We start from the raw sequence: 13,964 nt of genomic DNA, 5'->3' as shown, positions 1-13,964 counted from the left end.
CCCGAATTGTCGTTGGTTGCTTTTATCAGACTGAGGGAAAGCCGCGCAGCAAGTACGCGCGCAGGCCCTGCAGCAGGGCGTTGAGGATGAGGCCCAAGAGCGAGATCGTGATCAGCGGCACGAACATGTCGACCGCCTGGAAGGTGCGCGCGGCGGTGACGAGCACGTGGCCGAGTCCGTCGGTCGAGGTGATCATCTCCGCCAGGAACACGACGATGCAGGAGATCACGAGGCCGATGCGGCAGCCGGTCAGGATCGAGGGCATCGCGGCCGGCAGCACCACCTTCCACAGCACGTCGCGCGGCGGCGTGCCGGCGGCGAGCGCCGACCAGATCAGCTTCTGCTCGATCGTGGTGGCGCCGTAATAGGTCGACAGCAGGATCGGAAACAGCGCGTCGGCCGCCACCAGCATGATCTTGGATTCGTGGCCGAAGCCGAGCAGCAGCAGGAAGGCGGGATAGAGCGCGACCTTCGGCAGCGGCGCCAGCACGCGAACGATCGGCTTGACGGCGGCGTTGATCGGCGGACTCACCGCGGCGGCAATGCCGAGCGAGACGCCGAGCACGACGGCGATGGCGAAGCCGGCGAACAGCCGGAACAGGGTCGCGGCGATGTCCTGCTGGAAGGTGATGCTGGAGAGTTGCTGCGCCATGCGCAGGAACACCTGCCCCGGCGGCGGCAGCAGGGTCGGCGGCGCATAGCCGAACGACACGAGGCTTTGCCACAACAGCAGGACCAGCACGATCGGCGCGGCGCCCAGCAGGACGTTGTTGGAGGTGCGCGTCATGAGAAGCTCAGGGGCATGTCGAACTGCGGCTCCGACCAGCGCACCAGCCAGCGCCTGACGATTTCGAACGCGGCATCGAGGCAGATGCCCATCGCGCCGACGATGATGATCATCGCGAACACGGTGTCGTACTGCCCCATGTCGAGCGCGTTGAACAGGATGTTGCCGGCGCCGGACTGCCGCGCGATCATCTCGCTCGTCACCATCGTGATCAGCGCCAGGACGAGGCCGGTGCGGCAGCCGGTCAGGATTTCCGGCAGCGCGGCGGGCAGCACGATGCGCAGCAGGCGCTCGGCCGGCGACAGGCCCATGGCGGCGCCCGACCACAGCATCTTCTCCTCGACTGCCTTGGCGCCCTCGAAGCTGTGGTAGATCACGGGCAGGCTGACGCCGAGGAAGATGACCAGCGTCTTGGAGATATCGCCGACGCCGAGCCACAGCATGATGATCGGCATCAGCGCCGCCTTCGGCACGGGGTAGATCAGCATCAGCAGCGGATTGAAAAAGGCGGCGGTGGCCCGGCTGCGGCCCATCAGCAATCCCAAAGGAATCGAGAAGGCCAGCGCGAGCGCGAAGCCGATCGCCATCCGCCGCAGCGAGGCCAGGATGTTGATCAGCGATTCCTTGTCGGTGAGAATCGGCGGGATCGCGCGCAGCGATTCCAGCGCGGTCGGGAAGCTGTCGTTCTTCAGCCCGAGCGAGGCGAGCTGCCAGGCGAGCAGCAGCCCGCAGCAGGCCAGCACCGGCGCCAGCGGCTTCATCAGTCCGCTCATGTCGGCAGCTCGTTGTCGCCGGAGGCGTCGAACATGCGCTCGATCTCGACGATGTAGTTCTGGTAGCGCGGATCGAGCAGCAGCTCCTCGCGGCGGCGCGGCCGCGGCAGGTCGATGTCGATGACCTGGCGGATACGCCCGGGCGAGCGCGACATCATGACGACCTTGTCGGAGAGGAACACGGCTTCCTCGACCGAGTGGGTCACGAACAGGACGGTCTTGCGGTCGCGCTCCCAGATGTCGAGCAGATCGTTCTGCAGGCGCGTACGCGTATGCGCATCGAGCGCGCCGAACGGCTCGTCCATCAGCAGCACCTCGGGCCCATAGGCCAGCGTGCGGGCCAGCGCGACGCGCTGCTTCATGCCGCCTGAGAGCTCCTTGGGATAGAATTTCTCGAAGCCGGTGAGGCCGACCATGGTGAGCAAGGTCCGCGCGAGCGCCTCGGCCTTCGCCGGCTTCATGCCCTGCTGCAGCGGGCCGTACATGACGTTGCCGAGCACGCTCTTCCAGGGGAACAGCGCGAACTCCTGGAACACCGGGCCGCGATCGGTGCCGGGACCGGTGATCGGCTTGCCCTTCATCTTCGCGGCGCCGCCGGTCGGCTTGACGAAGCCGCCGACGATGTAGAGCAAGGTCGACTTGCCGCAGCCGGACGGACCGAGGATCGAGACGAAGGCGCCCTCCTCGATCGACAGCGAGATGTCCGACAGCGCGGTGTGGTCGCGGCGCGACGAGGTCTTGAACACCTGCGAGACGTGGTCGATCTCGATGATCGGCGTGGCAGCATGGCGGCCGAGCGGAACGCCCGCGAGCTCGCCGGGTCGGATCGGGGTCACGCCCATGTCGGCTTCTCTTTCCGGTGCAGCACGCTCAGCGGCTCCAAGTTATCATGACGGCAAACGCAGGGACTCATCCCCGACCACATCCACTGTCATTCCGGGGCAAGGCCGAAGGCCTTGAACCCGGAATCTCGAACTGGCCGGGCGTTCATGCTCAACAAGCTCGAGATTCCGGGTTCAATCATCGAGGCTGCGCCTCGACGATTGCCCCGGAAGGACGGGGTGTATGGTCGCAAGATGAGCAAGAACCCTGCCAATCGTCGCGCGTCGCCTCTCATTCCTGTTCCTGATCGAACCATGGCCATTCGGCTGGTCCCTCATGCGTGACGGCGCCGAGCGGAGCCTGCCCGACCAGCTTTGCGTATTTCGCGAGCGCGCCGGCGCGGTGCCGTGGCGGCCGCGGCATCCACGCGCTGCGGCGCAGGGCGAGTTCGCGCTCGTCGAGCAGCACGTCGAGCGTCCGCGCCTTCGCATCGATGCGGATCGGATCGCCATCTTTCACCAGCGCCAGCGGACCGCCGACGAAGGCTTCCGGTGAGACATAGCCGATGCACATGCCGCGGGTGGCGCCGGAGAAGCGGCCGTCGGTGATCAGCGCGACCTTCTCGCCCATACCCTGGCCGTAGATCAGCGCGGTGACGCCGAGCATCTCGCGCATGCCGGGGCCGCCGACCGGCCCCTCGTTGCGGATGATCAGCACCTCGCCCGCTTGGTAGTTGCGCGCACGGACGGCGGCGACGCACGCCTCCTCGTCCTCGAACACGCGGGCACGACCCTCGAACACCAGGCTCTTGAGCCCGGCGACCTTGATGACCGCGCCATCCGGCGCGAGGTTGCCCTTGAGCACCGCGACGCCGCCATCGGCCATCATCGGCTTGGCCGGAGTGAAGACGACCTCTCCATCGGGTGCATTGGCCGTGCCATATTGCTCGGCGAGCGTGCGACCGGTCACCGTGATGCAGGAACCGTCGATGTGACCGCTCTCGATCAGCGCGCGGATCACGACGGCCGCGCCGCCGATGTCATAGACGTCCTTGGCGGTGTACTTGCCGCCGGGCCGGAGATTGCCGATCAGCGGCGTGCGCGCGAAGATTTCGCCGACATCGTCGAGCGTGAAGCGGATGCCGGCCTCGTTGGCGATCGCGGGCAGATGCAGCGCGGCGTTGGTCGAGCCGCCGGTGGCGGCCACGATCGCCGCACCATTCTCAAGGGATTTGCGGGTGACGATGTCGCGCGGCAGTGGCCCGCCGTTGGCGAGCATCTGCATGATCAGCCGCCCCGCCTGCCGCGCGACGTGGCCGCGCTCGGCATAGACGCCGGGGATCATCGAGACGTTGGGCATCGACAGCCCCATCGCCTCCGACAGCATGCCCATGGTGTTGGCGGTGAACTGTCCGGCGCAGGCGCCGATGGTCGGCAGGCAGGACCGCTCGATGCCCTCGAGCGTGGCGGCGTCGATCTCGCCGGTCATGTAGCTGCCGACAGCTTCATACGAGTCGAGAACGGTGAGCGTCCTGCCCTGGTACTTGCCGGGCAGCGCGCTGCCGCCATAGATGAAGATCGACGGCACGTTGCAGCGGACCATGCCCATCATCACGCCGGGCAGGGTCTTGTCGCAGCCGCCGAAGCCGATCAGCGCGTCATAGGCGAGGCCGTGCACCACGGCCTCGATCGAATCGGCGATCAGCTCGCGCGAGAACAGAGAGAACTTCATTCCCTCATGGTTCATGCTGATGCCGTCGGACACCGAGACGGTGGCGAATTCGCGCGGCGTGCCGCCGGCCTCGGACACCCCCGTCTTGGCGGCATCGACCTGGAAGTCGTGCGTCATGTTGCAAGGCGTCTGCTCGCCCTTCTGGCTGACGATGCCGATCATCGGCTTGGCGATGTCGGCATCATCCAGACCCATCGCGCGCATGAAGGCGCGGTGCGGGGCGCGGTCGAGCCCCTCCACCGTGACGCGCGAGCGCAGCTTCCTCATCGATGCTTGCTCCGCGTGGCGCCCTACTGGATCGGCGCGACGATCGAGGGATGCTTGAACTGTGCGACGTCGAGCTTCGGCAGCATGCCGGTCTCGGCGTAGATGTCGAGCATCTTCTGGATCGCGGGGAAGTTCGGCGCGGCGACCGGGTCGCGGCCGAAATCATTGTCCTTGAGCAGATAGGTCTCGATGACCGGCACCGGCACCTTCATCACTTCGGACACGACCTTCAGGGTCTCGTCGCGGTTGGCAAGCGCCTTCTTCATGCCGGCGGTGATGTCGCGGACATAGGCTTTCACCAGCTCCGGGTTCTTGTCGACGAAGTCGGCGCGGCAGGCTTCGAGGATGTGGACGATGTTCGGCATCGCCTGCGACAGCTGGAACAGCTTTCGGGTGCCGCCCTTGGCCTCGGCGCGCGCGGCGAACGGCTGGTTCATGTTGACGGCGTCGACGCGGCCCTGGCGCAGCGCATCCTCGGCGACCGCGAAGCCGACCTCGACCAGCTTGATGTCCTTGGCGGGATCGAGCCCGGCCTGCTTCAGGAGCAGATTGAACGGACCCTGCGTGCCGCCGCCGATGACGGAGATGCCCACCGTCTTGCCCTTGAGATCGGCGATGGTCTTGATCGGCGAATCGTCCTTCACCGCCCAATACACCGAGAACCCGCCGGGCTTCTCATAGACGTGCTGGGCGACGATGTAAGCCTTGAGGCCGCCGCCGACCACGCCGTTCGACAGCGACAGCGGGGCCTGGGTCGCGCAATCCAGCGCGCCAGCGGCGAGCGCCTGGGTCATCGGTGCCGTGCCCTGGAACTGGGTCCACTCGATGTTGTAGGTCTTGCCGAGATCCGGAAATTCGCTCGGCCGCTTCATCATCCAGTATTTGGATTCCTCCGCCGGAATGGTCCAGCCGACGCGGATCGTCTGCTGCGCGAAGCCCGGCCCCGCATTCGTCGCCAACGTCATCGCTGCCAGCGCCGCCAGCATTAACCGTGTCCGCATCACGCCCCTCCGAAATCGTTTAAAAGGAACCTCGCGGGGAATGTTTCATGTCTCAAATATCGGTGCAAGCGCGGAAAACATTCCGTGCTTGCCTCTGCCATGAGCAGCTTTCGCCGCAACGCGACAATGCGTCGGCAGGCGGAAAACACATGATGGCCGCGTGGAGTTTGCAGGACGCCAGACCCGCAATTTAAGGTCGCGTCGCTCCGAAGCCGTCGCAGCCGACTGGCATTGCGGCGCGGCACGCGCTAGGGAGAGGCCCCGAATTGACCTTTTAAGGAGTTCTCTCGATGTCCATCCAGCGCTTTGAAGTCGGCCCGCGCATGAGCCAGGTCGTCGTGCACGGCAATACCGTCTATCTGGCGGGCGTCGTCGCGCAGAAGACCGCCGGCGAAAGCGTGACCAAGCAGACCGAGGAGATCCTGTCGATCATCGACGGTCATCTCGCCAAGGCCGGCACCGACAAGACCAAGCTGTTGTCCGCGACGATCTACCTCACCGACATCAAGACCTTCGGCGAGATGAACGCGGTGTGGGACGGCTGGGTGTCGGCCGGCAACACGCCGGCGCGCGCCACCGTCGAGGCTGGGCTGGCCGCGCCGCAATACACGGTCGAGATCATGGTGATCGCGGCGAAGTAAGTTGGTGCGGATTGCGCAGTTGCCGTGAGACTCACGCTCGTGCGGCTCGCTCGCTGCACCTCGCCCCGCTTGCGGGGGCGCGACGAGCTTCGCTCGCGCTGAGAGGTCGGATTGCATCGATAGATGCAATCCGGGTGAGGGGGTACAGGTCTCACCGCGAACGCTCCTGGCGCGTGTGCCCCTCTTCACACCACCCGTTCCGCTGCCCCTCACCCCAACCCTCTCCCCGTGAAGAACGGGGAGAGGGAGCGCAGCGAGTTCGCGGCTTCTATTTAGTCTCGCGACGGCCGGTGTTGCGATTGAGCGGATCGCGCCGCTCGCGCGTCAGCCCTTCCGGGAGCACCGGTTCGGTGCCGGGGAGCGGCTCGGCGCGCACGTCGGCGCCCCACTGCTCCCGCTGGCGCGGCGTCGTTGCGTCCTTGACCTGCTGCGGTTGCGGCAAACCGTCCTTGCTGACGGGATCATAGGCGCCGGAGCGCAGGTCGCGGGTGTCTCTGCCTGTCATGGTCGTCCAACGGACGTTGCCACCGGTTCGTTCCTACACGTGATCCTGCGACCGGCCGATGCGCACCGCCGCCAGCACGAAGTCGAAATGCGTCTCCCAGAACGGGTTGGCGAAGGCGAGCTGCTCGGCGCGGCGGGGATCGTCGACGCGATCGAATTTCGCCAGCAGGCTCTTCTTGACCCCGAACACCGCATCGGAATCGATGTAGCGATCGTCGGGATCGAAGATGTGGGTGGTCAGCGTCTCGAAGCCGTCGCCCGAGATGATGAAGTGCAGATGCGCCGGCCGATAGGGATGCCGGCCGAGCTTGCCCAGGAGCTGGCCGACCGGGCCGTCGTCGGGGATCGGATAGAAGCGCGGCTTGACGGCGCGGAACCAGTAGCGGCCCGCCTCGTCGGTGCGGAACACGCCGCGCAGGTTGAAGTCGGGCTGCAGGCCCTTCTGCTGCACGTCGTAGAAGCCGTCATCGTTGGTCTGCCAGACGTCGATCTTCACATTCGGGATCGGCCGCCCCTCGGTGTCGCGGATCGTGCCGGAGATCACCATGTCCTCGCCCTTGCGGTCGAGGCAGATGTTGCTGCCGAGCGGCAGCTCCGGCGCGTCGTGTACGTAGAACGGCCCGAGCACGGTGCTCTCGGACGCGCCGGCCGGCTTGCGGTGGTTGATCGCGTCGACCAGCATGGAGACGCCGAGCACGTCCGACAGCAGGATGAATTCCTGCCGCCATTCGTTGCACATCTGGCCGGTGCGGGTCAGGAACATGATCGCCTCGAACCATTCCTGCTGGGTCGGCTCGATCTCCTTCACCGCCTCGTGCAGCTTGCGGGTGATGACCGCCATCACCTCCTTCAGCCGCGCGTCCTTGGCGTTCTTGTTGCGGCCGATCACGACTTCGGCGGAGTTCTCTTCGGTGAAATAGCCTTGCTCATGATCGTCCATGAGGTCTTCCCTTTCCGCTTCAGTTCGCCAGGATCCGCTTGAACACGCGGCGCAGCTCCGCCGCCGGATCCTCGGCCAAGGTCTCGCGCCGCCAGCACACGTGCTGATCCGGCCGCGTCAGCACGATGCCGCCGTCCCTCACCTCGCGCAACCGCGACCAGTCGCCGTCGAGATCCTGCCAGACCTGGCGCGGGCCGATCACATGCGCGTCGATCTCGATGCCGAGCTCCTGGCTGAGCTTCCTCGCCGCCGCCGCCCAGGCCTCGCCGCCGATACCGGTCAGCACCGTGAACTTGCCATGGCCGGCGAGATCGAGCGTCGAGATTTTCGTGCCATCCTTGCCGAACAGCCACGCATGCGGCAGCCGCGCGCCAGGCCAGGTCGTCTGCTGGAAGTGCAGCTCGGGATCCCGGGTGAAGGCCGGCTCCTGCTGCCCGTCGGTCACGATGGCGTCCGAGCGATAGCGGTGGTTCATCTCGACGCCGTGGGCATCGAACTCATAGACCTTGCTGGCGATGGTCTCGCGGATCTTGGCACGCTGCTGCTCGGCCTGTTCGGTGCGGTCGCAGCGCGCGTCCATGTTCTGCTGCATCTTGACGGGATCAATCGAGTCCAGCAGGCCGAGCGCCTGGAAGATCGGCCCGAACTCCTCGATCGACTTGTTGGCGCGGGTGACGATCTGCTTGGCGACCGGCGCGCGCTCGATCGTGTAGCTGTCGAGCAGCTTTGGCCCGGCGCGGTCCTTGATGACATAAGCGAGCTTCCAGGCCAGGTTGAAGGCGTCCTGGATCGAGGTGTTGGATCCCAAGCCGTTCGATGGCGGATGGCGGTGGATCGCGTCGCCCATGCAGAACACGCGGCCATGCGACGTGCGGGTCGCGTACATGTTGTTGACGGTCCAGGTCGATACCGACTGCAGCTCGATCTGAAGGTCCTGGTCGCCGACGAGATCGCGCGCGACCTTCACGGCAAACGCCTCGTCGACCTCCGGCGCAGGCTGGTTGATGTCATAGCCCCACACGATCAGCCATTCGGTCCAGGGCCTGACCATGCGCACCAGCCCCATGCCGATGCCGCCGACATCGGCGCCGGGCTGCACCACCCAATACAGCACCGACGGCCGGTGCGCGACGTAGCGCGACAGATCGGCCTTGAACAGGATATTCATCGAGCCGCCGACGCCCATCTTGCCCTCGAACGGCAGGCCGGCATGCTGGGCGACCAGCGAGTTGCCGCCGTCGGCGCCGATCAGATATTTCGAGCGCACGGTGAACGTCTTGCCGGTCAGGCGGTCGAGCAAAGTGGTGGTGACGCCGTCGTCGTCCTGGACGTGGCTCTCATAAACCGTCGACATCCGCGCCTGCGTGCCGCGCGAACACGCCGTCTTGAACAGCAGCGGCTCCATATAGGTCTGCGGCAGATCGTTCATCTTCGCCGGCGACGACAGCTGATGCTCGGCGCGCGACAGCGGGTGATTGCCCCAGGTCTTGAGCCGGCCGATCTCCTCGCCGGCCAGCGAGGTGCAGAACACGTTCTCGCCCATGATGTCCTGCTGCGAGGCGAACATGTAGGCCTCGTCCTCGACGTCGCGGCCGAGGTCGCGCAGCACCTCCATCGTACGCTGGTTGGTGATGTGGGCGCGCGGCGTGTTGGCGAGCCAGCGATAGCGGTTGACCACCATGTTCTCGACGCCATAGGTGGACAGCAGCGCCGCCGCGGCCGAGCCGGCCGGACCGGTGCCGATGATGAGAACGTCTGTCTTGATGTCGGCCATCGGGCCCTCCCTGTCGATTGTTGTCAGTTGTCGATCGGTCCGCCGCGCAGCAGGCGGCGGACCGGCAGCAGCTGGATGCCGGTCCGGCTTGCGAACAGGCCCCATAATCCTTGCGGCGCGAACAGCATGATGACGATGCCGATCAGGCCGAGCGCGAGCAGATAGAGCGAACCGAAATCGGCGAGCAGCTTCTGCAGGCCGAAGAAGATCAGGACGCCGACGATCGGCCCCTCGATGGTGCCGATGCCGCCGATCACGACGATGAAGATCACATAGGCGGTCCAGTCGATCACCGAGAACGCCGCGTCCGGCGAGATCCGCGCCTTCTGCACGTAGATCAGCGCGCCGACGAGACCGGTCAGCGCCGCGCTGGTCAGATAGACCATGGCCTTCAGCCGCCGCGCATCGACGCCGACGGCGCGCGCAGCCTCCTGGTTATCGCGGACGGAGGCGAGCGCGAGACCATGGCGCGAGCGCAACAGCCGATACACCGTGAAGATGGTCGCGACCGCGAGCAGCAGCGCCAGCCAATAGCAGATGATGTCGACGGCCTGCGCCGGCCGGACGCCGAACAGGCGCTGCACGACATCGGTGCCGAACATGGCGCGGGTCGCCGCGCCCGGCAGCGACGTGCCGGTGCCGCCGCCGAGCGTCTTCCATTGCGCGACGACGAGGCGGACGATCTCCGCGACCACCCAGGTGCCGATCGCGAAGTATGCCCCCTGCAGACGGAAGGCGAAGAAGCCGGCGGGGATGGCGAGCGCAGCCGCAGCCACGCCACCGAGCAGGATCGAGAGCAGCGGATCGAGCTTGAGCAGCACGACGCCGGCGAACATCGCGTAGGCGCCGAGGCCGACGAAGGCCTGCTGGCCGACGGAGACGAGGCCGGCATAGCCCGCGAGCAGGTTCCAGCTCTGCGCCAGCACCAGCATGGTCAGGATGAAGAACAGATCCTGCAAGGTCGCGCGCGGCAGATAGGCCGGCGCGATCACGCCGGCTACGACGATGAGCGCCGCAATGACGGCAAAGACGGTCGAGGCCTTGGTCCTCGTTTCGACGCGCCAGGGGAAAGTTCGTCCGTGCATCGCCCTGCCCCTCAATCGACCGCGCGCGGGAAGAAGCCGCGCGGACGGACCAGCAGCACCAGCACAAAGGCGATATGACCGGCGAGGATCTGCCATTCCGGATTGATCGCACCGCCGAGCGTCTGCGCCACGCCGAGCACGACGCCGCCGGCCAACGTCCCCCACAGCGAGCCGAGCCCGCCCATGATGACGGCCTCGAACGCATAGATCAGGCGCGCCGGACCGATGGTCGGATCGAAATTGGCGCGGGTGCCGAGAAACACGGCGGCGATCGCGACGATCGCCATCGCGATGCCCGTCGCCACCGCAAAGGTCCGGTTGGGCCGGATGCCCATCAGGCCGGCGGTCACGGCGTCATCGGAGGTGGCGCGGAAGGCGCGGCCGAGCTCGGTGCCGTAGAGCACGCGGTTGAGGATCAGGATCACGCCAACCGCCGAGGCGAAGGTCAGCATCGGCATGACGCCGATGTTGAACGGCCCGATTGCGACCGACGCAGTCTCCAGCGAGCCTGCGGGAATGCGGCGGCTGTCGGCCGAATAGGCTTGCAGCAAGCCGTTCTGCAGCACCACCGACAGACCGAAGGTCACGAGCAGCGGCGGCAGGATGTCCGGGCCGAGCGTCCGGTTGAGCACATAGGCTTGCAGCAGCCAGCCGATGCCGAACATCAGCGGCATCGCGATGACAACGGCGACGAACGGATGCAGGCCAAGACCGCTGACCAGCACCAGGATCAGATAGGCCGCGAGCACGATCAAATCGCCATGCGCGAGATTCACCAGCCGCATGATGCCGAATACGAGCGAGAGCCCGGCGGCGAACAGCGCGTAGAGGCCGCCGAGCAGCACGCCCTGCAGGATGGTGTCTGCCCAGCTCATGCGTGCGCTCCGAAATAGGCCGCGTGGATCGCTTCGCGGCTGAGCTCCGCGGGCCGGCCGCTCAGGGTCACGCGGCCCTCCATCATGCAGTACAGCCGATCCGCGACCTTCATGGCCTGGCCGATGTCCTGCTCGACGATCACGATCGACGCGCCGCTGGCGCGGATCGCCGGAAACGCGGCGTAGATGTCCTTGATGATGATCGGCGCGAGGCCGAGGCTCAGCTCATCGCACAGCAGCACGCGCGGGTTCGACATCAGCGCTCGCCCGATCGCCACCATCTGCTGCTGGCCGCCGGACAGCGCGGTGCCCGGCGTGTGGCGCCGCTCCTTCAGCACCGGGAACAGCCGGTAGATCGTCTCCAGCGACCAGGGCCCCGGCGCTGCGCGGCCGTAGCGCCCGATCAGCAGGTTCTCCTCCACCGACAGCGAGGGAAACAGTTTTCGTCCCTCCGGCACCATCGCGATGCCGAGCGCCACGACATCAGGCGCAGCCAGCGCGCCGATCGGGCGTCCGTCGAACAGGATCTGATCGGCGCCGTTGCGCAGCACGCCCGAGATCGAGCGCATCAAGGTCGACTTGCCGGCGCCGTTGGCGCCGACGATCGCAATCGTCTCGCCGGCCTCCAGCACGAGGTCGACGCCGAACAGCGCCTGGAAGTCGCGATAGAACGCCGTCAGTCCATGGGTTGCGAGCAGCGCCATCAGACCTCGATCCCCAGATAGATCTCGCGCACCGCGCTCGAGGCCATTATCTCCTCGGGCTTGCCGATGCCGATGACCTTGCCAAAATTGAGCACCAGGAGCCGCTGCACCACGGCGTTCAGCGCATGCAGCACGTGCTCGATCCAGACGATGGTCACGCCGGACGCATGAATGCCGCTGATCGTCTCGACCAGCGCGCGGCACTCGGCCTCCGTCAGGCCGCCGGCGATCTCGTCGAGCAGCAACAGTTTTGGATCGGTGGCGAGCGCGCGCGCCAGTTCGAGCCGCTTGCGCTGCAGGAGACCGAGCCCGCCGGCCAGATTGTTGGCGCGGTCGATCAGCCCGGTCTTGACCAGGATGTCGGCGCAGCGATCGGTGACCTCGGATTCCGCCTTGCGCGATCCCATGCTCGCGGCCACCACGAGGTTCTCGAACACGGTCAGCTTCTCGAACGGCTGCGGGATCTGGAACGTGCGCCCCACCCCCGCGTGACAGCGCGCCATCGGCGGCATCCGCGTGACGTCGACGCCATCGAACGCCACGCGGCCGGCGTCGACGCGCAGATTGCCCGTGATCAGGTTGAACAGCGTCGACTTGCCGGCGCCGTTCGGACCGATGATGCCCAGCGCCTCGCCCGGCGCGACGTCGAAGGTCACGTCATCCGTGACCTTCAACGCGCCGAAGCGCTTGGCGACATGATCAAGCTCGAGGATGGGCACGCCGGTTGCTCCGCTCATCGACCGTCAGGCGATCGGCTCCATCTTCCCGCTGGCGGGAATGTTCGGCGCCGTCTTGTTGTCGGTGATGACGAGGTCGTAGCCGCCGCCATCCTTGAGCCGCCACTGGCCGCCGACCAATGGCGTCTTGCAGACGTTCTTCGCGGCGAAGGGCGGCAGCTTGGCGCCGTTCCACGCGATCGGGCCGACGATGGTGTCGAGCTTGGTCGCCGCGACCGCCGCAATCATCTTGTCGGCGTTGGTCGGATCGTCGACGCGCTTCAGCACATCGGCCGCGATCTCGAACAGCGCGTGCACGAATCCGATCGGCTGAGTCCATGGGCGCTTGGTTGCGGCGGTGAAGCCATCGGCGAGTTCCTTCGCGGACGCGCCCGTCAGCGACGATTTGAACGGATGGCTCGGCGTCCACCAGACTTCCGAGGAGAGATTGTGCCCTTGCTTGCCGAGCGCTTCCACGGCTTGCGGGAACAGCAGCGCCTTGCCGATCGAGGCGATCTTCGGCGTAAAACCCTTCTGCTTGGCCTGATTCCAGAACGTGGTGAAGTCAGGCGGGATCATCACGCCGGTGATCACCTCGACATTGCCGGACTTGAAGGCGTTGATCTGGGCCGAGAAGTCGTCCGACAGATTCTGGTAGCGGCCCGGATCGATCAGCTTGTAGCCCTTCTCGGTCAGCACCGGCGGGAAGCCGACCTTCGGATCGCCCCAGGCGTTGCCGTCGCCGTCATTCGGGAAGAGACCGCCGACCTGCTTGTTGGTCGAGAGCTGCGCCCACATGTTGGTGAAGACCGCAATGACGTCCTCAAGGCCCCAGAAGAAGTGATAGCTCGAGCTGAACGGCTTCCACGAGGCGGGATCGCCGGGATTGCCCTGCTGGCCGATGAACCAGGGCTGCCACGGCGCGACGGTCGAGATGCACGGCAGGCCTTCGGACTCGCAGGTCGTCGACACCGGGTTGGTCGTCTCCGGCGTCGAGGCGACGAGCATCAGGTTGACCTTGTCGCTGACGATCAGCTCCTTGGCGACCTCGGCGGCGCGGTTCGGATTGGACTGGCTGTCCTTGACGACGACCTGGACCTGCAGCCCGGCCGCCTTCGCTGCGGCATTGAAGCCGTCAATGATGAACTTGTCGGCCTCGGCGAAGGCCGCGAGCGGCCCGCTCTGCGGGCTGACATAGCCGATCTTGGCCGCCTTGCCGGCTGCAAGCGCGGGCTTGAAGATCGTATCGGTGGCGGACAGCAGGCCGCCGACAGCGGCGGTCTCGAGGAGCCTTCGTCGCGTGATCATGTGTCGTTCCCTCCCTGTTTTGTTTTTTAAGTTAAG

The 13,964-nt window shown here is 66.2% G+C and carries 14 protein-coding genes; 1 reads left to right on the top strand and 13 read right to left on the bottom strand.

The genetic code is table 11. From position 1 onward, the window contains the following. Positions 1-25: 25 nt before the first annotated feature. The 5 genes from ACQR0Z_RS15605 to ACQR0Z_RS15585 form a co-directional block, all read right to left on the bottom strand. A complete protein-coding gene (locus ACQR0Z_RS15605) occupies positions 26-787 on the bottom strand; it encodes an ABC transporter permease (protein WP_434919191.1) in 762 nt (253 codons plus the stop codon). After that, positions 784-1,560, bottom strand: a complete 777-nt coding sequence (locus tag ACQR0Z_RS15600; RefSeq protein WP_434919190.1) for an ABC transporter permease — start codon at positions 1,558-1,560, stop codon at positions 784-786. The genes ACQR0Z_RS15605 and ACQR0Z_RS15600 overlap by 4 nt, the downstream gene beginning before the upstream one ends. Then, positions 1,557-2,402: an ABC transporter ATP-binding protein gene (locus ACQR0Z_RS15595; protein ID WP_434919189.1), complete on the bottom strand. Its 846-nt coding sequence runs from the start codon at positions 2,400-2,402 to the stop codon at positions 1,557-1,559. Before ACQR0Z_RS15595 ends, ACQR0Z_RS15600 begins: the two co-directional genes overlap by 4 nt. Positions 2,403-2,673: 271 nt before the next feature. Next, complete coding sequence (gene ilvD, locus ACQR0Z_RS15590) at positions 2,674-4,380, bottom strand: dihydroxy-acid dehydratase (RefSeq protein WP_434919188.1); 1,707 nt, start codon at positions 4,378-4,380, stop codon at positions 2,674-2,676. Between the two features lie 23 nt (positions 4,381-4,403). Then, entirely contained in the window at positions 4,404-5,381 is a 978-nt protein-coding gene (locus ACQR0Z_RS15585) for an ABC transporter substrate-binding protein (protein ID WP_434856716.1), read from the bottom strand. A 290-nt stretch (positions 5,382-5,671) separates the two neighbouring features. Between ACQR0Z_RS15585 and ACQR0Z_RS15580 the strand changes: the two genes are divergently transcribed. After that, positions 5,672-6,022: a RidA family protein gene (locus ACQR0Z_RS15580; protein WP_008965519.1), complete on the top strand. Its 351-nt coding sequence runs from the start codon at positions 5,672-5,674 to the stop codon at positions 6,020-6,022. Between the two features lie 268 nt (positions 6,023-6,290). Here ACQR0Z_RS15580 and ACQR0Z_RS15575 read toward each other — a convergent pair whose 3' ends face one another. The 8 genes from ACQR0Z_RS15575 to ACQR0Z_RS15540 are packed head-to-tail and all read right to left on the bottom strand — an operon-like array spanning position 6,291 to position 13,928. After that, the gene (locus tag ACQR0Z_RS15575; protein WP_434878667.1) at positions 6,291-6,527 is read right to left on the bottom strand and encodes a hypothetical protein; all 237 of its coding nucleotides are present in this window, start codon (positions 6,525-6,527) and stop codon (positions 6,291-6,293) included. Between the two features lie 33 nt (positions 6,528-6,560). Continuing rightward, a complete protein-coding gene (locus ACQR0Z_RS15570) occupies positions 6,561-7,466 on the bottom strand; it encodes an intradiol ring-cleavage dioxygenase (protein ID WP_434856718.1) in 906 nt (301 codons plus the stop codon). Between the two features lie 19 nt (positions 7,467-7,485). Next, positions 7,486-9,240, bottom strand: coding sequence for an FAD-dependent oxidoreductase (locus tag ACQR0Z_RS15565; protein WP_434919187.1), 1,755 nt, complete (start codon positions 9,238-9,240; stop codon positions 7,486-7,488). A 23-nt stretch (positions 9,241-9,263) separates the two neighbouring features. Beyond that, the gene (locus ACQR0Z_RS15560; protein ID WP_434919186.1) at positions 9,264-10,325 is read right to left on the bottom strand and encodes a branched-chain amino acid ABC transporter permease; all 1,062 of its coding nucleotides are present in this window, start codon (positions 10,323-10,325) and stop codon (positions 9,264-9,266) included. A gap of 11 nt (positions 10,326-10,336) precedes the next feature. Then, entirely contained in the window at positions 10,337-11,200 is an 864-nt protein-coding gene (locus tag ACQR0Z_RS15555) for a branched-chain amino acid ABC transporter permease (RefSeq protein ID WP_434919185.1), read from the bottom strand. Beyond that, positions 11,197-11,904 (bottom strand): ABC transporter ATP-binding protein, encoded by a 708-nt coding sequence (locus tag ACQR0Z_RS15550; protein WP_434856722.1) that lies wholly within the window; start codon positions 11,902-11,904, stop codon positions 11,197-11,199. The genes ACQR0Z_RS15555 and ACQR0Z_RS15550 overlap by 4 nt, the downstream gene beginning before the upstream one ends. After that, positions 11,904-12,623, bottom strand: a complete 720-nt coding sequence (locus ACQR0Z_RS15545) for an ABC transporter ATP-binding protein (RefSeq protein ID WP_434919323.1) — start codon at positions 12,621-12,623, stop codon at positions 11,904-11,906. Before ACQR0Z_RS15545 ends, ACQR0Z_RS15550 begins: the two co-directional genes overlap by 1 nt. A gap of 24 nt (positions 12,624-12,647) precedes the next feature. Beyond that, positions 12,648-13,928, bottom strand: a complete 1,281-nt coding sequence (locus tag ACQR0Z_RS15540) for an ABC transporter substrate-binding protein (protein ID WP_434919184.1) — start codon at positions 13,926-13,928, stop codon at positions 12,648-12,650. Positions 13,929-13,964 lie beyond the last annotated feature (36 nt).

Origin of the sequence: Bradyrhizobium sp. HKCCYLS3077 (genome assembly GCF_051167555.1) — a bacterium.
Classification (GTDB): Bacteria; Pseudomonadota; Alphaproteobacteria; order Rhizobiales; family Xanthobacteraceae; genus Bradyrhizobium.
This window is presented reverse-complemented; position numbering and strand designations above follow the sequence as displayed.